Source organism: Paraburkholderia sp., assembly GCF_026225065.1.
GTDB lineage: Bacteria > Pseudomonadota > Gammaproteobacteria > Burkholderiales > Burkholderiaceae > Paraburkholderia.
The window spans coordinates 1-25899 of sequence record NZ_JAMFSB010000015.1; the positions used below are offsets into that span (position 1 = coordinate 1).

22 protein-coding genes and 1 pseudogene are annotated in these 25899 nt (G+C 63.4%); 7 read left to right on the forward strand and 16 right to left on the reverse strand.

Annotated elements, in window-relative coordinates:
* The 3 genes from M0954_RS00740 to M0954_RS00750 all read right to left on the reverse strand — a co-directional run.
* Nucleotides 1-1587 (reverse strand): FMN-binding glutamate synthase family protein (locus tag M0954_RS00740; protein ID WP_297351100.1); only part of this gene is annotated, 1587 nt, incomplete at its 3' end.
* 66 nt (nucleotides 1588-1653) lie between these two features.
* On the reverse strand, nucleotides 1654-2799 hold the full coding sequence (gene mnmA, locus M0954_RS00745) for a tRNA 2-thiouridine(34) synthase MnmA (protein ID WP_297351102.1): 1146 nt from the start codon (nucleotides 2797-2799) through the stop codon (nucleotides 1654-1656).
* Nucleotides 2796-3332 (reverse strand): NUDIX hydrolase, encoded by a 537-nt coding sequence (locus tag M0954_RS00750; RefSeq protein ID WP_297351104.1) that lies wholly within the window; start codon nucleotides 3330-3332, stop codon nucleotides 2796-2798. The genes mnmA and M0954_RS00750 overlap by 4 nt, the downstream gene beginning before the upstream one ends.
* A gap of 187 nt (nucleotides 3333-3519) precedes the next feature.
* On the opposite strand from M0954_RS00750, the gene M0954_RS00755 reads away from it, so the two are divergent.
* The 3 genes from M0954_RS00755 to M0954_RS00765 are packed head-to-tail and all read left to right on the forward strand — an operon-like array spanning nucleotide 3520 to nucleotide 6454.
* Nucleotides 3520-4662, forward strand: coding sequence for a Re/Si-specific NAD(P)(+) transhydrogenase subunit alpha (locus M0954_RS00755; RefSeq protein WP_122152506.1), 1143 nt, complete (start codon nucleotides 3520-3522; stop codon nucleotides 4660-4662).
* Nucleotides 4663-4673: 11 nt separating this feature from the next.
* Nucleotides 4674-5003, forward strand: a complete 330-nt coding sequence (locus tag M0954_RS00760) for an NAD(P) transhydrogenase subunit alpha (RefSeq protein WP_123384824.1) — start codon at nucleotides 4674-4676, stop codon at nucleotides 5001-5003.
* Nucleotides 5000-6454, forward strand: coding sequence for an NAD(P)(+) transhydrogenase (Re/Si-specific) subunit beta (locus M0954_RS00765; RefSeq protein WP_122152504.1), 1455 nt, complete (start codon nucleotides 5000-5002; stop codon nucleotides 6452-6454). The genes M0954_RS00760 and M0954_RS00765 overlap by 4 nt, the downstream gene beginning before the upstream one ends.
* 46 nt (nucleotides 6455-6500) lie before the next feature.
* Here M0954_RS00765 and M0954_RS00770 read toward each other — a convergent pair whose 3' ends face one another.
* From M0954_RS00770 to M0954_RS00805, 8 genes are all read right to left on the reverse strand, one after another.
* Nucleotides 6501-7187, reverse strand: coding sequence for a YafY family protein (locus M0954_RS00770; protein ID WP_297351106.1), 687 nt, complete (start codon nucleotides 7185-7187; stop codon nucleotides 6501-6503).
* 169 nt (nucleotides 7188-7356) lie between these two features.
* Entirely contained in the window at nucleotides 7357-7743 is a 387-nt protein-coding gene (locus M0954_RS00775) for a VOC family protein (protein WP_297351108.1), read from the reverse strand.
* A 227-nt stretch (nucleotides 7744-7970) separates the two neighbouring features.
* Nucleotides 7971-9257 carry a class I SAM-dependent RNA methyltransferase gene (locus tag M0954_RS00780; RefSeq protein WP_122152501.1) on the reverse strand — a complete coding sequence of 429 codons (1287 nt, stop codon included), beginning with the start codon at nucleotides 9255-9257 and terminating at the stop codon, nucleotides 7971-7973.
* Nucleotides 9258-9328: 71 nt separating this feature from the next.
* Complete coding sequence (locus M0954_RS00785) at nucleotides 9329-11440, reverse strand: site-specific recombinase (RefSeq protein WP_297351110.1); 2112 nt, start codon at nucleotides 11438-11440, stop codon at nucleotides 9329-9331.
* A 148-nt stretch (nucleotides 11441-11588) separates the two neighbouring features.
* Nucleotides 11589-12371 (reverse strand): membrane integrity-associated transporter subunit PqiC, encoded by a 783-nt coding sequence (locus M0954_RS00790; RefSeq protein ID WP_297351112.1) that lies wholly within the window; start codon nucleotides 12369-12371, stop codon nucleotides 11589-11591.
* On the reverse strand, nucleotides 12368-14026 hold the full coding sequence (locus M0954_RS00795; protein ID WP_297351114.1) for an MlaD family protein: 1659 nt from the start codon (nucleotides 14024-14026) through the stop codon (nucleotides 12368-12370). Before M0954_RS00795 ends, M0954_RS00790 begins: the two co-directional genes overlap by 4 nt.
* Nucleotides 14023-14721, reverse strand: a complete 699-nt coding sequence (locus tag M0954_RS00800) for a paraquat-inducible protein A (protein ID WP_122152497.1) — start codon at nucleotides 14719-14721, stop codon at nucleotides 14023-14025. The genes M0954_RS00795 and M0954_RS00800 overlap by 4 nt, the downstream gene beginning before the upstream one ends.
* Before the next feature lie 6 nt (nucleotides 14722-14727).
* The gene (locus M0954_RS00805) at nucleotides 14728-15435 is read right to left on the reverse strand and encodes a paraquat-inducible protein A (RefSeq protein ID WP_122152496.1); all 708 of its coding nucleotides are present in this window, start codon (nucleotides 15433-15435) and stop codon (nucleotides 14728-14730) included.
* Nucleotides 15436-15847: 412 nt separating this feature from the next.
* On the opposite strand from M0954_RS00805, the gene M0954_RS00810 reads away from it, so the two are divergent.
* From M0954_RS00810 to M0954_RS00820, 3 genes are all read left to right on the forward strand, one after another.
* Nucleotides 15848-16408, forward strand: coding sequence for a cytochrome b (locus M0954_RS00810; RefSeq protein ID WP_297351116.1), 561 nt, complete (start codon nucleotides 15848-15850; stop codon nucleotides 16406-16408).
* 8 nt (nucleotides 16409-16416) lie between these two features.
* On the forward strand, nucleotides 16417-16980 hold the full coding sequence (locus M0954_RS00815; protein ID WP_297351118.1) for a YceI family protein: 564 nt from the start codon (nucleotides 16417-16419) through the stop codon (nucleotides 16978-16980).
* 86 nt (nucleotides 16981-17066) lie between these two features.
* Nucleotides 17067-18344: an MFS transporter gene (locus M0954_RS00820; protein ID WP_297351120.1), complete on the forward strand. Its 1278-nt coding sequence runs from the start codon at nucleotides 17067-17069 to the stop codon at nucleotides 18342-18344.
* Nucleotides 18345-18470: 126 nt separating this feature from the next.
* Here M0954_RS00820 and secF read toward each other — a convergent pair whose 3' ends face one another.
* The 5 genes from secF to queA all read right to left on the reverse strand — a co-directional run bounded on the left by secF (nucleotide 18471) and on the right by queA (nucleotide 24692).
* Nucleotides 18471-19421 (reverse strand): protein translocase subunit SecF, encoded by a 951-nt coding sequence (secF, locus tag M0954_RS00825; RefSeq protein WP_122152493.1) that lies wholly within the window; start codon nucleotides 19419-19421, stop codon nucleotides 18471-18473.
* An 18-nt stretch (nucleotides 19422-19439) separates the two neighbouring features.
* Nucleotides 19440-21485, reverse strand: a complete 2046-nt coding sequence (gene secD, locus M0954_RS00830) for a protein translocase subunit SecD (RefSeq protein WP_297351122.1) — start codon at nucleotides 21483-21485, stop codon at nucleotides 19440-19442.
* A 145-nt stretch (nucleotides 21486-21630) separates the two neighbouring features.
* Nucleotides 21631-21954: a preprotein translocase subunit YajC gene (yajC, locus tag M0954_RS00835; protein WP_122152491.1), complete on the reverse strand. Its 324-nt coding sequence runs from the start codon at nucleotides 21952-21954 to the stop codon at nucleotides 21631-21633.
* A 290-nt stretch (nucleotides 21955-22244) separates the two neighbouring features.
* The gene (gene tgt / locus M0954_RS00840) at nucleotides 22245-23480 is read right to left on the reverse strand and encodes a tRNA guanosine(34) transglycosylase Tgt (RefSeq protein ID WP_297351124.1); all 1236 of its coding nucleotides are present in this window, start codon (nucleotides 23478-23480) and stop codon (nucleotides 22245-22247) included.
* Between the two features lie 162 nt (nucleotides 23481-23642).
* Nucleotides 23643-24692, reverse strand: coding sequence for a tRNA preQ1(34) S-adenosylmethionine ribosyltransferase-isomerase QueA (gene queA / locus M0954_RS00845; RefSeq protein ID WP_297351126.1), 1050 nt, complete (start codon nucleotides 24690-24692; stop codon nucleotides 23643-23645).
* A 156-nt stretch (nucleotides 24693-24848) separates the two neighbouring features.
* On the opposite strand from queA, the pseudogene M0954_RS00850 reads away from it, so the two are divergent.
* Nucleotides 24849-25899, forward strand: a pseudogene (locus tag M0954_RS00850) (ATP-dependent DNA helicase RecG); the annotation flags it as partial.

The following is a 25899-nucleotide window of genomic DNA, read 5'->3' on the forward strand; positions in this document are numbered from 1 at the left end:
CGGCGCGAACGACTCGCCGCTCGCCACCGGCCACCACTTCTCGTAGATCGAGTAGCGGTACTTGCCGTTCAGCAGATCGTTCGGCTCGAGATACTTCAGCAGATCCGACATCAGGCTCACCTCATGCGACGACACCCGCCGCACGATGTGATGCGCGCGCAGTTCCGCCGGATGCTTGAGGCCCGCGGCCTGAATGATCTCCTGCAGCGCGTGCAAGGTGTTGTGATGGAAGTTGAAGACGCGGTCGGACTTGTCCGGCACCACCAGTGCGCGCTGGCGCACCGGGTCCTGGGTGGCGACGCCGGTCGGGCAGCGGCCCGTGTGGCAGGTCTGCGCCTGGATGCAGCCCACCGCGAACATGAAGCCGCGCGCCGAGTTGACCCAGTCGGCGCCGATCGCGAGGGTCTTGGTGATATCGAAAGCGGTGATCATCTTGCCGCTCGCGCCGATGCGAATCCGTGTCCGCAGGCCGATGCCTACCAGCGTGTTATGCACCAGCAACAATCCTTCCTGCAACGGCACGCCGACGTGATCGGTGAACTCCAGCGGCGCCGCACCCGTGCCGCCTTCCGCACCGTCGACGACGATGAAGTCCGGCAGGATGCCCGTCTCCAGCATCGCCTTGGCAATGCCGAAGAATTCCCACGGATGGCCGATACACAGCTTGAAACCGGTCGGCTTGCCGCCTGAGAGATTGCGCAGACGTTCAACGAACTCGAGCAGGCCGCGCGGCGTGGAAAACTCGGAGTGGGTGGCGGGCGAGATGCAGTCGCGGCCCATCGGCACACCACGCGTCTCGGCAATCTCCGGCGTGATCTTGGCGGCCGGCAGCACGCCACCATGACCCGGCTTAGCGCCCTGCGAGAGCTTCACCTCGATCATCTTCACTTGCGGCTCATGCGCCTGTTTTGCGAACTTGTCGGCATTGAAGCTGCCGTCGTCATTGCGGCAACCGAAGTAGCCCGAAGCGATTTCCCAGATGATGTCGCCGCCGTGCTCGCGGTGATACTTCGACATCGAGCCCTCGCCGGTGTCGTGCGCGAAGTTGCCTTTCTTGGCGCCGAGATTGAGCGCCATGATCGCGTTGGCCGAGAGCGAGCCGAAGCTCATCGCCGACACGTTGAAAATCGACATCGAGTAGGGCTGCTTGCGATCCGGGCCAACCACGACGCGGAAGTCGTGGCCGTCGAGCCTGGTCGGCGCGAGCGAGTGGCTGATCCATTCGTGCGCCACCGCCTTCACGTCGAGCTCGGTGCCGTACGGACGGCTGTCGACGTCGTTCTTGGCGCGCTGGTAGACGATGCTGCGCTGCGCGCGCGAGAACGGCCTTTCCTCGGTATCGTCTTCGACGAAATACTGGCGGATCTCAGGCCGGATGAATTCGAACATGAAGCGAAAATGGCCCCACAACGGATAGTTGCGCAGGATCGCGTGGCGCTCCTGGGTCAGATCGAACACGCCAAGCGCGACCAGCAGCACGGGAATGATGATCCAGAACCACGACAGATGTTGCGTAGCGGCAAGCGCCGCGCAGGCGACGAGCAGCACAACTGCGCACCACATGGCGAGATAGCGTCGAGAAAACATGGGGACTCCGTTGCAGAGAGCGGTTGACCGCTGATTGTTATCTTGCTGCGCCGTTGAGCGCGCCCCTTACCGCGCGGTCAGCAATGCAGCGCTTTGAGGTTGCCGCACGGCCGGCTGTGCAGTTGCTGCGTGTTCGATGATGCCACCACCAAGGCAGATTTCGCCATCGTAGAGCACAGCCGATTGCCCTGGTGTGACAGCCCATTGCGCGTCCTCGAAATGCAGCGCGAAGTGGCCGTTTGCCTCGCCCGAGGTGCTGAATGTGCAGGCTGCGTCGGCCTGACGGTAGCGCGTTTTCGCGCCGCAGGCGAAATCTTCGGCGGGCGAATGGCCGGCGACCCAGCTGGTATTGCCAGCGCTCAGCGAGTGGCTCAGCAGCCACGAATGGTCGTGGCCCTGCGCGACGTAGAGCGTGTTCGACGGGATATCCTTGCCCGCCACGAACCACGGCTCGCCGCTGCCTTCCTTGCTGCCGCCGAGGCCAATGCCCTTGCGCTGGCCGAACGTATAGAACGCGAGGCCGATATGCTCGCCTACCACCTTGCCGTCTGTCGTCTTCATCGGCCCCGGTTTGGTGGGCAGATAGCGGTTCAGAAAATCGCGGAACGGCCGTTCGCCAATGAAGCAGATCCCGGTCGAATCTTTCTTCTTCGCATTCGGCAGGCCGATCTGTTCGGCGATTTCGCGCACCTTCGTCTTGGGGATTTCGCCGAGCGGGAACATCGTCTTCGACAACTGCGCCTGATTGAGGCGATGCAGGAAGTACGACTGATCTTTCGTGTGATCGAACGCCTTTAGCAGTTCGAAGCGGCCTTCGACCTCGCGCACGCGGGCATAGTGGCCGGTCGCGATGGTTTGCGCGCCGAGTGTCATGGCGTGATCGAGGAAGGCCTTGAACTTGATCTCGGCGTTGCACAGCACGTCCGGATTCGGCGTGCGGCCGGCCGAGTATTCGCGCAGGAATTCGGCGAACACGCGGTCCTTGTATTCGGCGGCGAAGTTGACCGCTTCGACGTCGATGCCAATCAGATCGGCCACCGAAACGACGTCGATCCAGTCCTGCCGGGTCGAGCAGTACTCGCCGTCGTCATCGTCTTCCCAGTTCTTCATGAAAAGACCGACGACCTCGTAACCTTGCTCTTTGAGCAGCCATGCGGTGACCGACGAATCGACGCCGCCCGACATGCCTACTACGACTTTCTGCTTACTCATGGGTTGCCTGACTTGCTTGATCGGGTAGGCCCGACCGAATGCGTATGCACGAAGTCGAGCGGGAAACGCCGGCCTGCGAGGTAATCGTCGATACAGCGCATCACGAGCGGGGTGCGGTGCCGCTCGGGGCAGGTGCGCAGCTCGTCGGCGCTCATCCACAGCGTGCGGACGATATCGGGATCGAGCGCGCGGTTGGGATCGGCCGCCCCGGCATTGCCGCAATACGTGAAGCGCAGATAGGTGGCGCCAGTCGTGCCATCGCCGTTCGTATCCTGCGCCGCGCCGGCAGGGGCGGAATGCCCGAAATGCGCCATATAGACGCCCACCAGTGCCTCGGGCGTGAACGGGTGCGCAGATTCTTCGAGCGTTTCGCGCACGGCCGCTTCGACGAGCGTTTCGCCCGCCTCCAGATGGCCGGCGGGCTGGTTCAGACGCAGCCCGTCGTCCGTATGCTCCTCGACGAGCAGGAAGCGTCCGTCGCGCTCGACGATGGCGGCCACGGTGACGTGCGCGGCCCAGATTTCCGGATTCATGGGGCGGTATTTTACCGTCTATAACGCCTGGCTGCCCGGAAGCGGGCGGCGCCCCCCCGGATTGTCCCTGATTTCGGTGCACCCCCCGGTTTCGGTTACAGTGGCGTCGTTGCCGTTGCAAGTTCAAGCCGGCGTGCCTCGTCGGCAGCTCTGTCGTAACAACAGGAAGGCCGAGGAGGATTCAACGATGCACATCGGAGTGCCAGCCGAGACGCGAGCGCATGAAACACGCGTTGCCGCCACCCCCGAGACGGTCAAGAAATACGTGTCGCAGGGCCACCGGGTCACGATCCAGAGCGGCGCCGGGACTGGCGCCAGCTTTCCTGACGAGGCTTTCAGCGCGGTGGGCGCGGAGATCGTCGATGCGGCCACCGCGTTCGGCGCCGATCTCGTCCTCAAGGTCCAATCCCCGACCGAAGCCGAACTGCCGCATCTGAAACGCGGCGCAGTGCTGGTCGGCATGCTCGATCCTTTCAATGCCGACAACGCGGCAAAGCTCGCTTCGGCGGGCGTGACCGCCTTCGCGCTCGAAGCCGCGCCGCGTACCACTCGTGCGCAGAGCCTCGACGTGCTGTCCTCGCAGGCCAACATTGCCGGCTACAAGGCCGTGCTGCTCGCCGCCGATCTCTACCCCCGCTTCATGCCGATGCTGATGACGGCCGCGGGCACGGTGAAAGCGGCGCGCGTGCTGATTCTCGGCGCCGGCGTCGCGGGTCTGCAGGCGATCGCGACCGCCAAGCGCCTGGGCGCGGTGATCGAAGCCTCCGACGTGCGTCCCGCAGTGAAAGAGCAGATCGAATCGCTCGGCGCCAAGTTTCTCGACGTGCCGTATGAGACCGACGAGGAGCGCGAGGCCGCAAAGGGCGTCGGTGGCTACGCAAGGCCGATGCCGCCGAGCTGGCTTGCGCGCCAGGGTGCTCTCGTCCACGAACGCGCCAAACAGGCCGATATCGTCATTACGACCGCGCTGATTCCAGGCCGTCCCGCACCGACGCTGATCTCGGTCGAAACCGTGCAGGCCATGAAACCCGGCTCCGTGCTGATCGATCTGGCTGCCGGCCGTGGCCCCGAGTACGAAGGCCAGCGCGGTGGTAACTGTCCGCTCACCGTGGCGGACAAGATCGTGACCAAAAACGGTGTGCAGATCGTCGGCTTCACGAACCTGGCCTCGATGGTGGCCGCCGACGCCTCCTCGCTCTACGCCCGCAACCTGCTCGACTTCCTGAAGCTCATCATCAACAAGGAAGGCGCACTCAACATCGATCTCGCGGACGACATCGTCGCGGCCACGCTGCTGGCCCGTGACGGCGAAGTCACGCGCAAGGCATAGGGAGACCGGCAATGGAAGTCATCAACCATACCGTCATCAATCTGATCATCTTCATCCTGGCGATTTACGTGGGCTACCACGTGGTCTGGAACGTCACCCCGGCACTGCATACACCGCTGATGGCCGTGACCAACGCGATTTCGGCGATCGTCATTGTGGGCGCGATGCTGGCCGCGGGTCTCACCGTGGGCGGCACAGGCAAGTTCTTCGGCACGCTGGCCGTGGCGCTGGCGGCGGTCAACGTGTTCGGCGGCTTCCTCGTCACGAGGCGAATGCTGGAGATGTTCAAGAAGAAAGAGCCGAAGAAGCTTCCCGCAGCGGTAAAGGAGAAGGCGCAATGAGTCTGAACGTCGTCACGCTGCTTTATCTCGTTGCTTCGGTCTGCTTCATTCAGGCGCTCAAAGGGCTCTCGAATCCGAAGACGGCGCGCATCGGCAACACATTCGGCATGGCCGGGATGGCGATTGCGATCCTCACCACCATCGCGTTGATCCTCAAGCAGGCGGCTGGACTCGGCTCGAATCTCGGGCTGGGCCTCGGGCTGCTGTTCGCGGCGCTGGTGGTGGGCGGCGCGATCGGGGCGTTCGTTGCCGCGCGCGTCGAGATGACCAAGATGCCGGAACTGGTCGCCGCCATGCACTCGCTGATCGGTCTGGCGGCGGTGTGTATCGCTTATGCGGTGGTCTCGGAGCCGTCGGCGTTTGGGCTGGTGGATCCAGACAATCCGATCCCGGGTTTCCTGCCGTACGGCAACCGCATTGAGCTTTTTATCGGCACGTTCGTTGGCGCCATCACCTTTTCCGGTTCAGTGATCGCGTTCGGCAAGCTCTCCGGCAAATACAAGTTCCGCCTGTTTCAGGGCGCGCCGGTAGTGTATCCGGGTCAGCATCTGATCAACCTGATGCTGGCAATCGGCATGCTTGGCTTCGGCGTGATCTTCTTTCTCACGCAAGCGTGGCTGCCGTTCATCATCATGACGCTGATCGCGTTTGCGCTGGGCGTGCTGATCATCATCCCGATCGGCGGGGCGGATATGCCGGTGGTCGTGTCGATGCTCAACTCCTACTCGGGCTGGGCGGCGGCGGGGATCGGCTTCTCGTTGAATAACCCGATGCTGATCATCGCCGGTTCGCTGGTGGGGTCGTCCGGTGCGATCCTCTCGTACATCATGTGCCACGCGATGAACCGCTCGTTCTTCAACGTGCTACTGGGCGGCTTTGGTGCGGAGGCGGGCGCGGCAGCCGTGGGCGGCGCGCAGGAGCAGCGGCCGGTCAAGTCGGGCTCGGCCGAGGATGCGTCGTTCATGCTCGGCAATGCCGAGACCGTGGTGATCGTGCCGGGGTATGGTCTGGCCGTGGCCCGCGCACAGCATGCGCTGAAGGAACTCACGGACAAGCTGACCGAAAAGGGCATCGATGTACGTTATGCGATCCACCCGGTGGCGGGCCGCATGCCGGGGCACATGAACGTGCTGCTCGCTGAAGCCGAGGTGTCCTACGACATGGTCTACGAGATGGAGGACATCAACAGCGAGTTCGGTCAGGTGGACGTGGTGCTGGTGCTTGGCGCAAACGACGTGGTGAACCCCGCGGCGAAGACCGATCCGAACTCGCCGATTGCCGGCATGCCGATTATCGAGGCTTATAAGGCGCGCACGGTGATCGTCAACAAGCGTTCGATGGCGGCCGGCTACGCGGGCCTCGACAACGATCTGTTCTACATGGACAAGACCATGATGGTCTTCGGCGATGCGAAGAAGGTGATCGAGGATATGGTGAAGTCGGTGGAGTGAAGGTAGGGGCCGCGGCGGCGCGCGGCCTCCTCAAACTCCGCTGCAGTTAGCGCTGTTTCACCTCGACATGCCTTAGAAAATCCGCGAGCCGCCTGCCCTCCATATCGGGAAACGGCTCGACCACCTGTAGTTCGCGAATCTCTTCGACGTCGAAATTGCGGAAGTTTTCGCGCAATTCACACCACGCGCCGATGGTCCAGCGCGCACCCCAATAAAACAGCCCGAGCGGCCAGACGCGCCGCTCGGTTTGCGCGCCTTTGCGATCGCGATACGCAAAGCTCACGATCCGTTTGCGGTCGATGGCCAGATGCAACGCATCGACTTTCTCCGCGAATTCACCCTTGATGTGAAACGAAGGCGCAAAGATCGGCAGCCGGTCGAGCGTCGCGCGTTTGTCGGCGGGCATGGTCGACGCGATCTTGGCTAGCGCACCGCGTGCGCCCTTCGCAAAGCTCGCGCCGCCCCAAGTTTCGAGCATACGCGCGCCGGCGGCGAGCGCAGCGAGTTCGTCGACGGTGAAAGTGAGTGGCGGCAAGCTCGCCGAGCGGTTCAGGCGGTAACCGATTCCCGCTTCCCCTTCAATCGGTACGCCCGAGAGCTGCAGATCGCGTACGTCCCGATAGACCGTGCGCGGCGAGATATGCAGCCAGTCTGCGAGCTGCTGCGCGGTAGTCAGACGTCGGCCACGGAGCAGCTCGGCGATCTGGAACAGGCGGTCGGCGCGGCGCGTCATCGTGGGCGTCTTGTCGTGTTGTAGTAGGGGGCGGGCGGCCCCGCGACCGGGTGGCCCGCAACAGGGTGGCTTGCGAACGGGCGGCCCGTGAACGGGTGTTCCCGCGATCATAGCGCCGCGTGACGCTCATGGGCGCTGCATGAGCATCACCGCAGCGCTGGCCAACCTGTCAGCCGTTCTTCGGCGAATGCAGTCCGATGCGGTTACCTTCTGTATCGGTGAAAAAGCCGATATAGCCGATATCCTGCGGCAGCTCGATGACCGGTCCTTGCACCTTGCCGCCGGCCTTCTCCACACGAGCCAGCACGGCGTCGACATTCGGCTGCGCGTTCAGATAGACGACCACGCCATCGGCCGAAGGTCTGGCGTTGGGGCCCTGGATAATGCAGCCGCCGGTGGCCGGCTCGGTGTACTGAAAAATCCCGATCGGCTCGCCGCCGACATTTTCACGCCGCAGCGTGGTGCCGAGCGTGGTCTCGTAGAAACGTGCGGCGCGCTCGAAATCGGTGACCGGAATTTCGAACCAGGAAATGACGTGGGATGCTGCTGCTGACATGACACTCTCCTTGGCATGACCCGAAGGCCCATGTGATGCGCCGGATGGCGTGATCAGGAGTGTGCGGCGGGGCTACTGACAGCGTTCTGTCAGTAGGGATCGGCTGGCTGCAAATTCTTCCAATCTCAAGTCACTGCTTGAAACTAGGCAGATCAAGGTGGAGATGAAGCTCTGAGGCTGCGGACATGACATCCGCCGCCTTTCAACTAACCTGAAACCCGTTTATATCAAGCCGCCGGCGTATCGTTCGCCGGACGTTGCCTGACGCTGCCTGCGATCAGATCGAAGCGGAACAGCCTGCATTCAAGCGCGCCGTTGAAAAGCGGCGTCTTGGTCGATTCGCGCAACCGCAGTTGCCCCGGCAATTTGCGATCCGACGTCAGAATGAAAGCATGCCAGCCGGTGAAGCGCTGCTTGAGCGCGTCGCCGAGCAACTTGAAGAACTCGCTATCCGGCGCCTCTTCCTGAGCACGGTGAAAGCTGTCCTCATCGCGGCTTTCACGGCCGGTCTCGCGCAGCTCTCCACGCGCGTTGCGGCCACGCACTTCGATCCGCTCGCCGTACGGCGGGTTGGCCACAAGAATGCCCGGCTCCGACGACGGCGCCGTCATGCCGCGTGCGTCGACCTGCTTGAGCGAGACCGACGCCAGACCAGCACGCTCGAAGTTGGCGCGTGCCTTGACCAGCATGTCGCCCGAGATATCGCTGCCGAAGATCTGCAGGTCCGCGCGCGATGCGCGTGCGGCGTGCTTCGCATCCAGTGCCGCGGCTTTCAACGCCTGCCACGTTTTCGCGTCGTACTGCTTGAGGTTCTCGAAGCCGAAGCGCCGCTCCGCGCCCGGCGCGATATTCAGCGCCACTTGCGCGGCTTCCGCGAGGAACGTGCCGCTGCCGCACATCGGGTCGTACAGCGGTGTGCCGGCGGTCCAGCCAGTCAGGCGCAGGATGCCCGCTGCGAGGTTCTCGCGCAGCGGTGCCGCACCTTTGTCGAGCCGCCAGCCGCGTTTGAAGAGCGGCTCGCCGGAGGTATCGAGATACAAGGTGCAATCGGTTGCGGTGAGGAATGCAAACACGCGCACGTCCGGCGCGCTGGTGTCGATGTTCGGACGCTCGCCGCTCACGTCGCGCAGACGGTCGCAGATCGCATCCTTGACGCGCAGCGTGGTGAATTCGAGGCTGCGCAGCGGCGACTTGATAGCCGTGACGTCGACGCGCAGCGTCTCCTGCGCGGAAAACCACTGTTCCCAGCGCTGCTCGAGCGCGAGGTCATAAATGTCTTGCTCGCTGCGATACGGACGGTGGGCGATCTTCAGCAACACACGGCTCGCGATGCGTGAATGCAGATTGGCCGCCAAACCGGCTGCCCAGCCGCCGCGGAAATGCACGCCGCCCGGCACCTGGGCACCAGCGGTGAACGGTGCTCCGTTCAGGTGGCGCGAGGCGATTTCGGCGAGTTCGGCCGCAAGCACGGCTTCGAGGCCGCGAGGGCAGGGGATGAAAAAATCGAAGGACATTGAAGTTGCCGGGAGGCGTTGAATAAGGCGCTATTGTACGCGGTCGGGATGTGCGTCCCGCGCGCCCGCGTTCATTGCGGTTCCCGCGATGCGCTGACCGGCCACACCAGATCGAGCGGCCGCTGGAACATCCGGCGCCAGATTGCGCCGCGCAACGAGCGCACATAGTTGCGGCGCAGATCGCGCGAACGCACGGCCATATGAAACGCGAGCGCGAAACTGACGGCCACGTTCAGGATCGCCATGCTGAACGTGCCGGCGATGGCCCACCAGAACTCCGGCAGATCCAGCGCGCCCTTGCCGAGCACACCGAGTGCGACGCCGATCGAACCCGAGCTCAAGGTGACGTGCCGGACGTCGAAGGTAAAGGCGAAGGCGGTGAGGATGGCGGGCACGAGGCCGAGCATCAGGCCCAAGGTGATATTGCCGACTACGCCGGCCACGTTGGAGCGGCAGAACCTCGCCAGCCGGGCGGCGCCGGCGACGCCAAGCGTCATGCGCAGGCGGCGGTTGTAGGTCAACGCGTCAGCGACCCGGTGCAGCACGAACCAGTTGTCGGCCCAGCCCGCGAGCAGACTCGACGACCACAGCAGCACGCCGGTCAGCGCCGCATAGAACGGCGTCGGTCCGAGCAGCGAGAACGAATGCAGCGTGGCGTGTGCCTTTTCCGGCGAGATGATGTTCGAGTTGAAGACCGCGTGCCACAGCAACTGCACGCCCAGGCACACCGGAAACACCAGCATCACGTTGCCGAGCACGGCGGCAGCCTGGGTGCGGATCAGCGCGACCACCGAGGTAACGAAAGTGTCGACGCCTTCGGGGGTGCCAGCGCCGTCGAGTTCGCGGGCGATGGTCGGCGCCGTCATGGCCGGCTGCTTGGTAGCGAGCGAGAAATGCAGGAAGTGCATCAGCAGGAAGCTCGCTGCATAGTTGATGCCGGCGAGCAGACCTTCCAGCATTGCGGGCAGATGCGCGCCGGTAATCGCGAATTTCACGCACACCGTCACCACAGTGACGAGACCGCCGCCTGCCGCCATGCGCAGCATCTTCAGATACTCGGCGCGATCGCGGGCAATGTAGTGCTCGCCGGTATCCGCGCTGTATTCGACCACCTTGCGCGCGAGCAACGAGAAATTGCTGCGCATCAGATGGGCGACGCTCTGGCTCGCGTGGTTCGCGTTGACCAGTTCGGCGACCAGGCGTGAGCCGGCGTGCAGGTCGTCCGACGCCATCCAGGCGTCCAGCAGATGTTCCGCGCGCTGGATGCGCATACGCATGCGCTCGACCTGAAACACGATGTCGACGCTCACGCCATTGCGGTACAGGTGGGCAAAGACGTTATCGGTTGCGATACGGCACTCGTCCAGCAGCACGCGCAGATAGTTGACCTCGTGCAGCAATTTGCCCGGCTCCGCGCCGTCTTCAAGCGCCTGATGGGCTGCCTCGACCGCCAGCATGGCGCGTGTGAGCCGGTAGAACGGCTGCTTCTCCATGGCGACGCGCACGTCGGCATCGCCCAGACGGCTGCGCACCGTTTGCGATAGCCCCGTGGAGCTGACCTGGCAGGTCAGGTTATGCAGAGCCGCTAGCAGGTCGAGCGAGAACGGCGCCGCCTCACGCCGGTCGCTCGCGTCGAGCTCGTAGACGAACAGGTCGCGGATACGCGTGAGCAGATCGGTAGGCAGCGTGGCGATCCATTCCGCATCGCGCGCCGATGTGAACATCAACGTGAAGATCGCCGTCAGGTCGCGGCGGTTCGGTGCCGGCGGAATCAGCGACGACTCGAAGCGCTCGAACAGCGCGCCGAAAAATGCCGAGTGCACGGGCATGCCGGCATCGCAAAGTAATGAAATGCCGTCGCTCTCGCGCAGCAGTGCGCGCAGAATCCCCGCGACGTTCGCTTTCCACGCCGGGTTGCGATCCAGCACATGCAGCAGATACCGCAAGCGCGCGTGCTCGCGCACCCGGCGCGCGTCGTCTTGGGCAGCCTCCTGCATGGCAGCAGGCGCGACCGGCTGCACGATTCCGTCGCGATGAATCCAGTGCGCCACCTCGATCAGCCATTCGCTGCGTTCCGCATACGGCGCGTTCTGGTCGGCAATTGCCAGCAGCGCATCGAGTTGATGCCCGCTGTTGCGCGACGCGCGCCATTTCTTGACGAAGGTTTTGAGGGAACGAAACATGGATTGTCAAATGTGTGGCGAGGCCACAATGCTGCTGGCCGAAGCACTCAGGATCGCTAAATACAAAGGATCTTGCAAGCTGGCCGGATGGGATAGTGCTTAGGCGCGCGGGCGATGCTAATGCTCGCCGCGCGGCCTGAAGCACAAGTCAGCCGATCGTGCGGTTGCCAGCGACACCGCCAACGCCAGCACCGTCGAGCGCAGCGCTGGGCCCGGTGGGCAGCGGACAAGGCACCGTCGGCGGCGCCATCCGCGCTTGTGTGCCGGATGCGCTCTTGGCTGCGGCACTCGTTGGCATCCGCGGCGCAGCAGCAGCGAGCGCCTTGATGCCGGCGGCGATCTGCGTAGATATCTGCTGCACGGCCTGCCGATGACCATCGACCAGTGCGTCATAGCTGCCCGTCACCGGCTCGTTGACGACGCTGCGGCACGTCATGATGGCTTCGCTGCGCACCGCGCGCACGCTCCATACGGCGTCGATCAGCGCATGTGAACCCGGCCACGATTCGAAGCGTTGCACATTCACGCTGACGCGATAGACAGGCGTGCCTTCCGGATACGGCGTGCCGTACACATCGATCGTGCCCAACTGCTGCGTGAGGTCGGTTGACAGCGCGCGACGAACCTCGTCACCCGGTAACGAGGCCCAACGTTCCTGCTCGAGCACCTGCACCTGGGTCGGGCCAGTCTGAACCACAAGCTGGTTCTTCGCCACCTGGGACGGTACGTCGACCGGCGCTACTTCGATCAGCAGTGAAGGAGCCGAAATCGTGCTCGCGGCGGTTGGCGCGCCGTCGGCGCCGAGCGTGTAGAAATGGCTCGGCGGCGAAGACGAGCATGCCGCTACCGCCAGCAGTCCGGCACAGGCACCTAGGCACGCGGCGGCGCGGGCAAGCCCGCGCGGCGAACGGGGGAGCCGGGCAAACATCATGGTTTATCTCCTGGTTTTCCGCGCAACAGCGATTCCGGATGGCGTTCCAGATAGTCCGACAGCGCATTCAACGACTGCAGCGTGCGGGTCAATTCCTGCAGCGCCTGATGGACGTCCGATTGCAGCGGCGAGTCCTGCTGCAGCGTCGCCTCGGCCGACCCGAAGGTCTGCTTGGCGGCGGCCAGCGTGTCGCGCGCTTCGGGCACCACCTCGGTATTCAGGCGCGAGAACAACTGGTCAGCGTTCTTTAGCGCGCTGTTCAGGTTCGTCCCGATCTGGTCGAACGGCACCTGATCGAGTTTCTTGGCGATATCGGCCACCTGCACCTGCAACTCGTCGAGCGTGTTCGGAATCGTCGGCAGCTCGAGTGGATCGCTATTGACGTCGACCGTGGCCGGCGGCGCTTTCGGGAAGATGTCGAGTGCGACGTACAGCTGGCTGGTAATCAGGCTGCCCGTGCGCAACTGGCCGCGCAGGCCGTGTTGCACCAGACTCTTGAGCAACTGCTGACCGGCCACGCTACCCGGTTCCGGCGCCGTTTCGCGGAAGCGCTTGCCGAGGCGGTCGGGGTACAGGTTCATCGTCACCGGCATGGTGAAGTTGTTGGTCTTCGGGTCGTAGTCGATGCCGATGTTGGTCACCTGGCCGAGCTCGATGCCGCGGAAATCGACCGTCGCGCCCACCGACAGCCCGCGCAGCGACTGGTTGAAGTTCATCACCACCCGCAGCGGCACGCCGTCCGGCTCGCGCATGGCGTCCGCTTCGTCGGAGCCCAGGCGGAACGTCATGTTGTTCTGCGCTTGCGTCCCGACCGGCTGACCTGGCGGCGACTGGAACGACAGGCCACCGACCAGCACGGTCGCAAGCGACTGCGTGTTCAGCTTGAAGCCGCCGGAGTCGAGCCGCAGATCGACGCCGCTCGCGTGCCACCAGCGCGTGTTGATGCCGACGTACTGGTCGTACGGTGCGGCGACGAACACCTGCATGGTCACACCGGTGCCGTCCTTGTCGAGCGAGAAGCCCACCACCTGGCCGACCTGCACGCGCCGGTAGAAGATCGGCGAACCGATATCGATCGAGCCGAGCGAGTCGCCATGCAATGTGAACTGATGGCCCTTCTGCCCACCGGTAATCGGCGGCGGCGTTTCAAGGCCGACGAAGTCCTTCTGCGTATCCTGCGAATGACCGGCGTCCACCCCGATATACGCGCCGGAGAGCAGCGTGCTCAGACCCGAGACGCCGCTCGCGCCGACCCGCGGACGCACCACCCAGAAGCGGCTGTCCTTGACGGCAAAATTCTCGGCTTCCTTGGTCAGCTGGACCTGGATCAGCACGTGCGAGAGGTCTTTCGACAGCGTGATGGTCTTCACGAGGCCAACGTCGACGTCCTTGTACTTGACCTGGGTCTTGCCCGGTTCGAGCCCTTCGGCGTCGTTGAAGCTGATGGTGATCTGCGGCCCTTTCTCGGTCACGGACTTGATCACGAGCGCGACGCCGATCAGTGCGGCGATCAGCGGAATCACCCAGACCAGCGACGGCAACCAGTGGCTGCGCGGCTCGATCTCGGGATCGGGCAGGTTGGGTGGCAGCGTGGGTCCGTTCGAATCGTTGCGCGGCGCGCTGGGGGCGGGCGTCGGTCCTTGCGGGCTTGTCATGTTTGGTCCTGAGATTGTTGGGTACTGCTTTTTGCATCCTTGGCACGGCGGGCGCGTTTTGCACTTTCCGAGGTGTCCGCGCCTTCTACGTTGTCCCAGATGAGCCGTGGATCGAACTGCATCGATGCCAGCATCGTCAGAATCACTACCGAGCCGAACGCGATCGCGCCGGGCCCAGCCGTGATGACGGCGAGCGACTTGAAGCGCACCAGCGCAACCGTCAGCGTAACCACGAATACGTCGAGCATCGACCAGCGGCCGATGCGCTCCACGATCCGGTACAGCTTCACGCGCTGCGTGGGGCGCCAGCGTGAGCGGCGCTGGGCCGTAATGCTGAGCAGCACGAGGATCGTGAGTTTCAGCATCGGCACCATGATGCTGGCGATAAACACAATGACGGCCAGCGGCCAGTCACCCGAGGTCCAGAAGTACACGACGCCGCTCATGATCGTGTCGTCTTCCGAGCCAAGCAACGAGGAGGTGTGCATCACCGGCAACAGATTCGCCGGAATATACAGCAATGCGGCCGCGATCAGTAGCGCCCACGTGCGCATCAGACTGTCCGGATTGCGCCGGTGCAGCACCGCGCCGCAGCGCGCACAGTGCTGTTTTGTGATGGAGTGGATGCGTGGCGCCACGCTGCCGCACGCGTGGCAGGAAACCAGGCCCGCGCGCCGCGCGGTGATGTAATTCATCGTGCGTTATCCCTGATGGGGCGCGGCGGACTGGCTGTCCACGTTCGCCGTGACCGCTGCCGCCGCGCTGTCGGCAGCCGTGCGCGGCATGGGACGCGCGCGCCGTGCGTTCAGTTCGTCGGCGAGATCCCACAAGGTGCGCGGATCGAACGTGACAACCACGGCGAACATCAAGGTCAGCACTCCGAAGGCGAACAGCGCCGCTTCAGGGATCACGCGGGCGAGACTCACCATCTTGACGATGGTGATCAGCACGCCGAGCATAAACACCTCGATCATGCCCCACGGCCGCACGAACTGGATGGCCCGCAGCACCTGGTTAAAGCCCGGCGCCACGAAGCCCGAGCGGATCGGGATCAGCACGTAGAGAAGCGCGACGAGCTCGGTGAGCGGAAACAGCGTGGTCGCGCAGAACACCATGACTGCGACGATCTGCATGTCCTCGTTCCACAGCGCGACGAGGGCGCCGAACAGCGTGGTTTGCGAGGTAATGCCGTTGGCGTCCAGTTCGACGATCGGATAGGCTTGCGCGATCAGAAACGTGATCAATGCGGCGAGCGTCATGGCGCAGATGGCGTCCAGCCGCCGCGAAATGCCGCGATAGAGCGTCGCGCCGCAGCGCGGGCAACGCGCCACCGTCCGGCTGCCGAGCAGACGCGGTTTGGTGAAAAGGGTATCGCACTCGTGGCACGCGATCAGGTTGTCATGTTCCATACGGCAGCAGGGCAAAACGACATGAGCGGGAGCGTGCATCGAAGGCTTGCACGGTAAGGACTGGCGAAAGAATGGCGAAAGCCTGGAGCAATAGTACCAAAGGCGCTCGCTGGTGCGTAACAGGGCTGCTTGTGCAACGTCCGCCAGGCAATACGCCAGCACCGCGCAGCATACCCTGACAGCTGTCCGACAATTTCCGGCCCCAATTGTTCAATCCTCTTGCTAAGCTGCATTTGACGCCGCAGGCCGCCGCACCGAACTCGCCAGCCGGCTTTTTCGGCTTGGGGTAGCATGGCGGCCTTGGCGTGCTTCGCTGCCGGCCGGCTATACCGGGCCGCAGCGTCCTGCGCAGTTCGCATACGGAGTTCCCACCCACGTGCGCCGCTAACCCTTTAGCTTGCGTTGAGCTTTCATGGCACCCAAACCTAACTTCGGCACTCGCGATTCGTACACGCGAACGGCCATCGCGTTTCACTGGCTGATTGCGTTGCTGATTGTGTGCGGCTTCGCGCTCGGTTGGGTGATGACCGATATCCCCGGCTTTACGCCCGCCAAACTGCGCTATTTTTCGTGGCACAAGTGGATTGGCGTGACGGTGTTCGGGCTTTCGGTGCTGCGCATCCTGTGGCGCGCCACCCATGATGCGCCGCCGCTGCCGCGCCGGATATCATCGTGGCAACGGGGCGCGGCCCACTTCGTGCATCTGCTGCTGTACGTGCTGATCGTCGCGATTCCGGTCTCCGGCTATCTGTACAGCTCCGCGGCCAATGTACCGGTGGTGTATCTGGGTCTCGTGCCGCTGCCGCGCCTGATTGCGCCCGATCCGGTGCTCAAGGTGCTGCTGAAGAATATCCACATCACGCTCAACTACACACTGCTCGTCCTGTTTGTGCTGCATGTGGCGGCAGCGCTCAAGCATCAGTGGCTCGACCGCGACGGTCTGCTGTCGCGCATGATCCCTTTCCTCAAATAAGGCGCGACATGAAGGTTTCGTTTTATCGCTACATGCTGGCGGCGTTTGCTGCCGCGTCCTTCAGTGCCGCGGGTAGTGCGCTCGCTCAGGTCGACGTCGCGAAGAGCACCGTCACCGCGACCTCCAAACAGATGAACGTGCCGGTGGAAGGCAAGTTCAACAAGTTCAGCGCGGACGTGAAATTCGACCCGGCGAAGCCGGCCGAAGGTAGCGCGCAGTTCAGCGTCGACGTGGGCAGCTACGATCTGGGCGACGACAGCTACAACGCCCAGGTACGTGGCAAGGAATGGTTCGATGCGACGACCTTTCCGCAGGCGACGTTTGTCTCGAGCACCATTGCGCCGGCAGGCGGCAACCAGTTCAAGGTGACCGGCAAGCTGACCATCAAGGGCAAATCGCAGACCGTGGTCGTGCCCGTGACCGTCATGCAGCAGGGCGGGAGCGAGTCGTTCGATGGGGCACTGACGATCCAGCGTTCGCAGTTCGATATCGGTACCGGCGAGTGGAAGGACACCTCGGTGGTAGCCGACGAGGTCGTCATCAAGTTTCATATCGTCGCAGCACGCAAGTAAGGTGCACGGCGCATAAGCATTGCAGGTAGGTATTGCGGACTTGTGCATCCGGGATGGCACGCACTTCGCGCGCAACGGAGATGTGCATGAATGCAACGACGTCTTCAAGCCTCCCGGCTAGCCGCGCGACCTCGTGGCACGTGGTGGTCGCCGCGTCGATCGGCAATGCACTGGAATGGTTCGATCTGGTTGTCTACGGGTTCTTCGCGGGGTTGATCGCGAAGCTGTTCTTTCCCACTGGCGACGACACGGTGTCATTGCTGCTGACGTTAGGCACCTTCGGTGGCTCGTTCGTGATGCGGCCTCTCGGCGCGATCGTGATCGGCGCCTATGCGGATCGGGCAGGACGCAAGGCCGCGCTCACACTGTCGATCCTGCTGATGATGGGCGGTACGCTGATCATCGCCGTGCTCCCCACGTACCAGACCATTGGCCTCGCGGCGCCGCTGATCCTCGTGGCGGCACGCCTGATGCAAGGCTTCTCGGCTGGTGGCGAATTCGGCAGTGCGACTACTTTTCTCGCCGAACACGTACCCGGCCGGCGTGGCTTCTTCGCGAGCTGGCAGGGGGCAAGCCAGGGGCTCACCACGCTGTTGGCGGCCGGCTTCGGGATGTTGCTGAATCGCCAGCTATCGCCCGAACAGATGGCCGCGTGGGGCTGGCGCGTGCCGTTCTTCTTCGGCCTGCTGATCGGTCCGGTGGCGTGGTACATCCGTACGCGGCTCGACGAGACACCCGAATTTCTCGCCGCCGAGACGACCCGCACGCCGTTACGCGATACGTTTGCGAACCAGAAGCTGCGTCTGCTGATCGCGGTAGGCGTCGTGGTGCTGGGCACGGTGTCGATTTACCTCGAACTCTTCATGCCGACCTACGGCGTCAGGCAACTGGGCCTCACACCCTCGGTCACATTTGCGGCCATTGCGGTGTCAGGCGTGATCCAGATGGTTTTTGCGCCGCTGGTCGGCCATTTCTCGGACCGGCATGGCCGTACCCGCATCATGCTGGTGTCGGCGGTGCTGTTGCTGGTGTTGATCTATCCGGGCTTTGCGTACCTGGTCGGCCACCCTTACTTCGGCACGCTGATCGTCGCGCAACTGGTGCTCGGCTTCCTGACGACCGGTTACTTCGGCGCGTTGCCGGCTCTTCTGTCGGAGATCTTCCCGGTGCAGACTCGCAGCACCGGCATGTCCCTCGCGTACAACATTGCGGTGACGATCTTCGGCGGATTTGGTCCGTTCATCATCGCGTGGTTGATCGGCGTGACGGGTTCGAAGGTGGCGCCCAGTTTCTATGTGATGTTCGCCGCGCTGCTGAGCCTGATCGCGCTGATTGCGGCGCGGCGCAAGCTTGGGTTTAGCTGAGCGGGGTTTGCGTGCTGGCGGCGCTTGAACGGTCGCGATGAACGACGGCGATAAGCGACGGCGGTAAACAGCAAAGGCCGGTTCAACTGAACCGGCCTTTGTGTCTGTTCCCGACCGTCTCGAACTTCAGACTTGTGCGCCTGCGTTCGGATCGCTCGGGTCGTGACGTTCCTTCTTTTCCTTGATCAGGTCGTCGCGCTTCACGCCGAGCCACATCGCCAGCGCCGCCGCAACGAACACCGACGAATAGATACCGAACAGAATACCGACCGTCAGCGCCAGCGCGAAGTAATGCAGCGTCGGACCGCCGAACAGGAACATCGACAGCACCATCATCTGCGTACAGCCGTGGGTGATGATGGTCCGCGACATCGTGCTGGTAATGGCATGGTTGATGACTTCGATGACCGTCATCTTGCGTTCGCGGCGGAACGTTTCGCGAATCCGGTCGAAGATAACCACGGACTCGTTCACCGAGTAACCGAGCACCGCGAGCACGGCAGCCAGCACCGACAGCGAGAACTCCCACTGGAAGAACGCGAAGAAGCCGAGAATGATTACCACGTCGTGCAGGTTGGCAATCACGCCGGCCACGGCGTACTTCCATTCGAAGCGGAACGACAGGTAGATCACGATGCCGGCCACCACGCAGGCGAGCGCGAGCAGTCCGTTGGTGACGAGTTCCTTGCCGACCTGCGGGCCGACGAACTCGACGCGCTGCAACTGCACCTGGGCGTCTTCACCCTTGAGCGCGCCCATCACCTGGTCGCTCTGCTGAGCGGAGGTGAGCCCGACCTTGACCGGCAGACGGATCAGCACGTCACGCGAGGTGCCGAAGTTCTGCACCTGAGCGTCCGGATAGCCGAGCTTGGCGAGCGTGCCGCGCACCGGCTCGAGCGGCACCGTGGTCGGATACTGGACTTCGATGACCGTACCGCCGGTGAACTCCACCGACAGATGCAGCCCGCGATGCAGCAGGAAAAACACGGCAGCGATAAACGTCAGCAGCGAGATCGCGTTGAACACCAACGCGCGCTGCATGAGCGGTAGATCTTTGCGAATGCGGAAAAATTCCATGGTCTTGTTCTCCGGGACTCAGCGGGATGAACCCGGTTTCTGCGGCGTGTTGCCGGTGGCATTGCGACGGCGCACCGTCGGCTTGCCAGCGCGGACCTGAGCCTGGGCCGCGGCCTTCGGCTTTGCGGCTGCTGCGGTGATGGCACGTCCCGTGTCGGTCGCAGCATCTTCACTGCCGAGGTATGCAGCGGCAGCAGTGCCCTCGACCGCTGCCGGTCTCCACACCTGGCCAATGGCCAGCGACTTCAGCTTCTTCTTGCCGCCGTACCAGAGGTTCACGAGACCGCGCGAGAAGAATACGGCAGAGAACATCGACGTCAGGATGCCGATACAGTGCACGATCGCGAAACCACGCACCGGACCCGAGCCGAACGCAAGCAACGCGAGACCGGCGATCAGGGTGGTCACGTTCGAGTCGAGAATGGTCGCCCAGGCATGCGCGTAACCGTTCTGGATGGCCAGTTGCGCCGGCGCGCCGTGACGCAGCTCTTCACGCACGCGCTCGTTGATCAGCACGTTCGCGTCAATGGCCATACCGAGCGCCAGCGCGATAGCGGCGATACCCGGCAAGGTCAGGGTGGCCTGCAGCATGGACAGCATCGCGACCAGCAGCAACAGGTTGACCGACAAGCCAATCATCGAGATCACGCCGAACAGCATGTAGTACGCGATCATGAAGACGGCGATGGCGGTAAAGCCCCAGATCACCGAGTGGAAGCCCTTCTTGATGTTATCGGCGCCGAGGCTCGGGCCGATCGTGCGTTCTTCGATGATGTCCATCGGAGCCGCGAGCGAACCGGCGCGCAGCAGCAGCGCTAGGTCGGCGGCGGCTTGCGGGGTCGGCTGACCGGTGATCTGGAAGCGGTCGCCCAGTTCCGACTGGATCGTCGCGACTGTCAGCACCTGGCCCTTGCCCTTTTCGAACAGCACCATTGCCATCGGCTTGCCGATGTTGTCGCGCGACACGCTCGCTACGGCCCGGCCACCGGCCGAGTCGAGACGGATGTTGACGGAAGGGCGCTGGTGTTCGTCAAAGCCTGCCGACGCGTCGATGATGCGGTCGCCGGTGAAGATCACCTGCTTCCTCAACATCACGGGCGCCTGGTTGCCCTCGGTGAACAGTTCGTCACCCGGCGGCACGGGGTCGCCTGGATTCGGGTGCAGGTCGTTCGGGTCGGCGAGGCGCGATTCGAGCGTCGCCGTGCGGCCGATGATGTCCTTCGCCTTCGCCGTGTCCTGCACGCCCGGCAGTTCGACCACGATGCGGTCGGAGCCTTGCTGCTGGATCACCGGTTCGGCCACGCCAAGTTCGTTGACCCGGTTATGCAGGGTCGTGATGTTCTGCTTGAGCGCAGCGTCTTCGACCGTCTTTTGCACCGCCGGCGTAAACGTGCCGACCAGCTGATAGCTGCCGTCAGGCGCCGTCTGCGTTGCCCACTGGAGTTCGCTGATGCTGCGCGAAAGCTGCTTGCTCGCCGCGTCCGCAGTGTCCTTGTCGGCGAAATTGACCACGACAGTCTGGTTGACGCGGTTCACGCCGCCATCGCGGATGTTGTTGTCGCGCAGCAGGGTGCGCGCATCCGACGCGTCCGAGTCGAGCTTCTTGTTCAGCGCGCCCGCCATGTCCACCTGCAGCAGGAAGTGCACACCACCGCGCAGGTCGAGGCCGAGGTACATCGGCAACGCGTGCAGGGCAGTGAGCCAGCGCGGCGACGCGCTTTGCAGGTTCAGGGCGACAACAAAATTCGGATCGTTCGGGTCGCTATTCAGCGTCTTCGACAGCAGGTCCTTCACGCGCAACTGCGTGTCGGTGTCCGACAGACGCACGCGAATATTCGCGTTGCTCGACGAGTTGTCGTACGTCACGTCGGAAGCGGCGATCTGATTGGCGGCCAGTGCGGTTTCGATTTGCGACAGCGTCGTCGAATCGAGCTTGACCGTTGCCTTGCCGCTCAACACCTGCACCGCCGGCGCTTCGCCGAAGAAATTGGGCAATGTGTAGATCAGGCCGATGGCAAGCGCCACGACCATCACGACATATTTCCAGAGGGGGTAACGATTCATGGAGTGGTCCAACGGGAAGGTTGGCTCGTAAGCGATGCGTCCGGCGATGAGCGCGGAAGGCGCAGCGTACCTGTTGACATGGATGACATGGCAGGCATGCTGGCTTCAGTTCCGCGAGGCCGCGCCGGACGCGAGAGAGCAGGCCTTACAGCGACTTGATCGTGCCCTTCGGGAGAATCGTCGTGACCGATGCCTTTTGCACGGTGATCTCCGTGCCTTCGGCGATTTCGACGCCGACATACGCGTCGCTAACCTTGGTCACCTTGCCGACGATGCCACCGTTCGTGACCACTTCGTCACCCTTGGCCATAGCCGAGAGCATGTTGCGATGTTCCTTCTGGCGCTTCATTTGAGGGCGAATCATGATGAAGTACAGCACGCCAAACATCAGGATCAGCGGCAGGAAGCTCATCAGGCTTGATTCTGCACCGCCTGAGCCTTGAGCGAAGGCGTTGGAAAAAAACGACACGTTGGTCTCTCCGTTATAACGAACAAAAAAATCAGCCGATTATTCTACCACCGGCATTTGGTACGACGGCACGGCAAATGAGCTTTCCGATCAAGCTGTTAAAGGCTTATTTGGGCTGTCGCGAAATGAAATTGTAATGTTTAGGTCTCGCGCCGACGGTTTCTTCGGTGGAATCCGTCGGCGGGCGCTATTGTGCGCCTTCCTTGAGTGCTTGCTTGCGCCCGCATCTTCTTTTTTGAGTTCGGGCGCTTTCAACGAAGTTCTTTCAGCGGGGCGCTTGCCGGCGCCCTCTACGCTGCCTGCTCGACACCGCGCGCCCGGTTCTCGTGGAAGCGCTTGCGGAACGCCTCGAACGTCTGCGTCTCGATGGACTCGCGGATCTCACTCATCAATTCGAGGTAGTAGTGCAGATTGTGGGTCGTGTTGAGCTGCGCGCCAAGGATTTCGCCGACGCGATGCAGATGGTGCAGGTAGCCCCGGGTGAAATTTCGGCAGGTATAGCAGCCGCAGGTTTCGTCGAGCGGGCGTAGTGAATTCTTGTGCGCCGCGTTGCGGATCTTGACGTCGCCAAAGCGGGTGAAAAGCCAGCCGTTGCGGGCGTTGCGGGTCGGCATCACGCAGTCGAACATGTCGACACCGGCCCCCACGCCCGCCACCAGGTCTTCCGGCGTGCCCACGCCCATCAGATAGTGCGGCTTGTGGGCCGGCAGCTTCGGAGCGATGTGGTTGAGCACGCGCATCATGTCTTCCTTCGGTTCGCCGACCGACAGGCCGCCGATCGCGTAGCCGTGGAAGTCCATCTCAGCGAGTCCTGCCAGCGATTCGTCGCGCAGGTCCTCGAACATGCCGCCCTGGACGATCCCGAACAGCGCGTTCGGATTGGACAGCCCGCGGAACTCGCTGATCGAGCGTTGGGCCCAGCGCATCGACATGCGCATCGAGTCGGCGGCGTCCTGGTGGGAGGTCGGGATGTTGTTGGTGGCGTAGGGCGTGCATTCGTCGAACTGCATGACGATGTCCGAGTTCAGCACCTTCTGGATCTGCATCGACACTTCGGGCGACAGGAACAGCTTGTCGCCGTTGATCGGCGAGGCGAACGTGACACCATCTTCGGTGATCTTGCGCAGATCGCCCAAGGAGAACACCTGGAACCCGCCGGAGTCGGTGAGAATTGGCCGGTTCCAACCCATGAAGCGGTGCAGGCCGCCGTGTGCGCCGATCGTCTCAAGCCCAGGGCGCAGCCACAGGTGGAAGGTGTTGCCGAGGATGATCTGCGCACGCATCTCTTCGAGCTCGCGCGGTTGAACCGCCTTCACGGTGCCGTAAGTGCCGACCGGCATGAAGATCGGTGTTTGGACCACGCCGTGGTTGAGCGTCAGACGGCCGCGGCGTGCCTGGCCGTCGGTGTTGAGCAGCTCGAATTTGAGGCCGTTGGCAGGACGTTCGGCGGCGTTGTCGCCGTGATTGGCGCAAGTTGGGCAATTGGCGCTCGAAGCGCTTGTGTCGTGGGTATGACCTTCGGTCATGGGGACTCCTGTGCCACCGGAGAACAGTCCGGCGCATGACATGAACGCCGCCGGGCAAGTCCCGACGGCTGGGTAAAGAAATCAAGGTGCGGCAGACTACCCCGAGCGCGGGCGGCGCGCAACGCTACCGCTCGGTATATCCGCCATGCGCAACTAACGCGTTCAGCCGTCGTTGCGCGTGAGCAGCATCGCGTCGCCGTAACTGAAGAACCGGTAGCGCTCTTCAATCGCGTGCCGGTACGCGGCACGGATCGTCTCGATGCCCGCGAACGCCGACACCAGCATCAGCAGCGTCGATTTAGGCAAATGGAAGTTGGTCACCAGCCGGTTGACCACGCGAAACCTGTAGCCCGGCGTGATGAAAATATCGGTCTCGGCGGCCGTCGCGGCAAGCGGCCGGCCGGCGGTCTCGGCATCGCGCGCGGCGGCTTCGAGCGCGCGCATCGAGGTCGTGCCCACCGCGATCACCTTGTTGCCGCGGGCTTTCGTCGCGACGATGCGGTCTACCAGCGTCTGCGGCAACTGGTACCACTCGCTGTGCATCTTGTGTTCGGAGATGTTCTCCACGCGTACCGGCTGGAACGTGCCGGCGCCGACGTGCAATGTGAGCGTCGCGCGCTCCACACCGCGCTCGTCGAGACGCGCCAGCAGCGCGTCGTCGAAGTGCAGCCCCGCGGTCGGCGCGGCCACCGCTCCCGGATTCTGCGCGAACACCGTCTGGTAACGGGTCTCGTCAGTCGCGTCGGGATCGTGCTCGATGTAGGGCGGCAGCGGCAGCCGGCCAAACTGCTCGATCAGCGTCAGGCAGTCTTCGGGGAAGTGCAGCGTATAGAACGGCTCGACACGCTCGCCGACGGTCACGTCGAAGGCATCCGCCAGACGCATTGTCGTTCCCGGCGCGGGGCTCTTGCTGGCGCGGACTTGCGCGAGCGCCGTGCGTGCGCCGGTCAGACGCTCGACCAGCACTTCGATCCTGCCGCCACTGGCCTTTTGGCCGAGGAAGCGCGCCTTCAGGACTTTGGTATCGTTGAACACCAGCAGGTCACCTGGCGCAATGCATCCAGGCAGTTCCGCAAAGCGGCGGTCGGCGAAACGCGCCGGCGTGGCGAAGCCGTCTACTTCAAGCAGACGGCTTGCGCTGCGCTCTGGCAACGCGGTTTGCGCGATCAACTCGGGCGGCAGGTCGAAATCGAAATCGGAAAGCTTGAACATGCGGACTGGCTGGAAGCAGGACGTGAAACGAAACTGAATTGGGCCGAAGCCGGTCGGATTTGCACCGAAGCCTCGCGGCCTGCGGCTATGATTGCGGGACGCCGCACCGGCGTCGCGAAACCTTTGAAAGCCGATATTGTACTTGCGAAGCAACCCATGCCTTTGTCCGACCGCCGTTTGCCCTCCGCTACCGACGAAGTGAGCGCCGAGCCGAAGCGTCCCGCCGCTCGCGGCAAGGGGGGCGAACTGCTCAACCCGGGGCCGGCGCCGGAAGCCAGATCGGCTAAGTCGGTTAAAGCGCCTAAAGAGGTGAGCGCATCAGGTGAAGCCAGGACGCCCAAGGCAGCGAAGGCACCCAAGGCGGCAGACAAGCCCGCACCGGCGCTTGCCAAAACGGCCGACAAGCTCGCCAAGCTTGGCCTCACGAGCGACATCAATCTGGTCCTGCATCTGCCGATGCGCTACGAGGACGAGACCTCGTTGACGCCGATCTCTCACCTGCTGCCGGGCGGCATGGCGCAGACCGAAGGCGTGGTGTTCGACAACGAAATCGCCTATCGTCCGCGCCGCCAATTGCTGGTCAAACTACGCGCCGACGCCGGCGACGAACTGGTGCTGCGCTTTCTGAATTTCTACGGCTCGCAGGTCAAGCAGATGGCGATCGGCGCGCGCCTGCGAGTGCGCGGCGACGTCCGCGGCGGCTTCTTCGGCATGGAGATGGTGCATCCGGCCGTGCGTGTCGTCGATGAAGACACGCCCTTGCCGCAAGCGCTCACGCCGGTGTACCCAAGCACGGCGGGCGTCAGCCAGGCCTATCTGCGCAAGGCGATCGACAACGCGCTGTCGCGTACGGCGCTGCCGGAATTACTCCCCGAAGCCGTTGCCAAAACGTATCTGGACCCCCTTGGCGTGCCGCCGCTGATGCAGGCGGTGCGCATGCTGCATCACCCGGGTGTCGATTCAGACGAAACTGCCCTGATGGACGGTACGCATCCGGCATGGGTGCGCATCAAGTTCGAGGAGTTGCTCGCCCAGCAGATGTCCTTGAAGCGCGCGCACGATGAGCGCCGCACCCGCGCGGCGCCGGGCATGCCGCGGCGTACCGCGGACGATCCGGCCTCGCTGGTGGCGCGTCTCCTGAAAGCGCTGCCGTTCTCGCTGACCGCTGCCCAGCAGCGCGTGGGCGGAGAAATCGCGCTGGATCTGA

What these genes read in the sequence shown, in the direction of transcription:
- M0954_RS00785 (WP_297351110.1), bottom strand. Translation starts at nt 11,440, where the DNA reads ATGTTTCGTTCCCTCAAAACCTTCGTCAAGAAATGGCGCGCGTCGCGC.
- M0954_RS00810 (WP_297351116.1), top strand. Translation starts at nt 15,848, where the DNA reads ATGGCACCCAAACCTAACTTCGGCACTCGCGATTCGTACACGCGAACG.
- secD (WP_297351122.1), bottom strand. Translation starts at nt 21,485, where the DNA reads ATGAATCGTTACCCCCTCTGGAAATATGTCGTGATGGTCGTGGCGCTT.
- M0954_RS00780 (WP_122152501.1), bottom strand. Translation starts at nt 9,257, where the DNA reads ATGTCCTTCGATTTTTTCATCCCCTGCCCTCGCGGCCTCGAAGCCGTG.
- queA (WP_297351126.1), bottom strand. Translation starts at nt 24,692, where the DNA reads ATGTTCAAGCTTTCCGATTTCGATTTCGACCTGCCGCCCGAGTTGATC.
- M0954_RS00820 (WP_297351120.1), top strand. Translation starts at nt 17,067, where the DNA reads ATGAATGCAACGACGTCTTCAAGCCTCCCGGCTAGCCGCGCGACCTCG.
- tgt (WP_297351124.1), bottom strand. Translation starts at nt 23,480, where the DNA reads ATGACCGAAGGTCATACCCACGACACAAGCGCTTCGAGCGCCAATTGC.
- mnmA (WP_297351102.1), bottom strand. Translation starts at nt 2,799, where the DNA reads ATGAGTAAGCAGAAAGTCGTAGTAGGCATGTCGGGCGGCGTCGATTCG.
- M0954_RS00755 (WP_122152506.1), top strand. Translation starts at nt 3,520, where the DNA reads ATGCACATCGGAGTGCCAGCCGAGACGCGAGCGCATGAAACACGCGTT.
- M0954_RS00765 (WP_122152504.1), top strand. Translation starts at nt 5,000, where the DNA reads ATGAGTCTGAACGTCGTCACGCTGCTTTATCTCGTTGCTTCGGTCTGC.
- M0954_RS00760 (WP_123384824.1), top strand. Translation starts at nt 4,674, where the DNA reads ATGGAAGTCATCAACCATACCGTCATCAATCTGATCATCTTCATCCTG.
- M0954_RS00770 (WP_297351106.1), bottom strand. Translation starts at nt 7,187, where the DNA reads ATGACGCGCCGCGCCGACCGCCTGTTCCAGATCGCCGAGCTGCTCCGT.
- M0954_RS00805 (WP_122152496.1), bottom strand. Translation starts at nt 15,435, where the DNA reads ATGGAACATGACAACCTGATCGCGTGCCACGAGTGCGATACCCTTTTC.
- M0954_RS00775 (WP_297351108.1), bottom strand. Translation starts at nt 7,743, where the DNA reads ATGTCAGCAGCAGCATCCCACGTCATTTCCTGGTTCGAAATTCCGGTC.
- M0954_RS00800 (WP_122152497.1), bottom strand. Translation starts at nt 14,721, where the DNA reads ATGAATTACATCACCGCGCGGCGCGCGGGCCTGGTTTCCTGCCACGCG.
- M0954_RS00815 (WP_297351118.1), top strand. Translation starts at nt 16,417, where the DNA reads ATGAAGGTTTCGTTTTATCGCTACATGCTGGCGGCGTTTGCTGCCGCG.
- M0954_RS00750 (WP_297351104.1), bottom strand. Translation starts at nt 3,332, where the DNA reads ATGAATCCGGAAATCTGGGCCGCGCACGTCACCGTGGCCGCCATCGTC.
- M0954_RS00790 (WP_297351112.1), bottom strand. Translation starts at nt 12,371, where the DNA reads ATGATGTTTGCCCGGCTCCCCCGTTCGCCGCGCGGGCTTGCCCGCGCC.
- M0954_RS00795 (WP_297351114.1), bottom strand. Translation starts at nt 14,026, where the DNA reads ATGACAAGCCCGCAAGGACCGACGCCCGCCCCCAGCGCGCCGCGCAAC.
- secF (WP_122152493.1), bottom strand. Translation starts at nt 19,421, where the DNA reads ATGGAATTTTTCCGCATTCGCAAAGATCTACCGCTCATGCAGCGCGCG.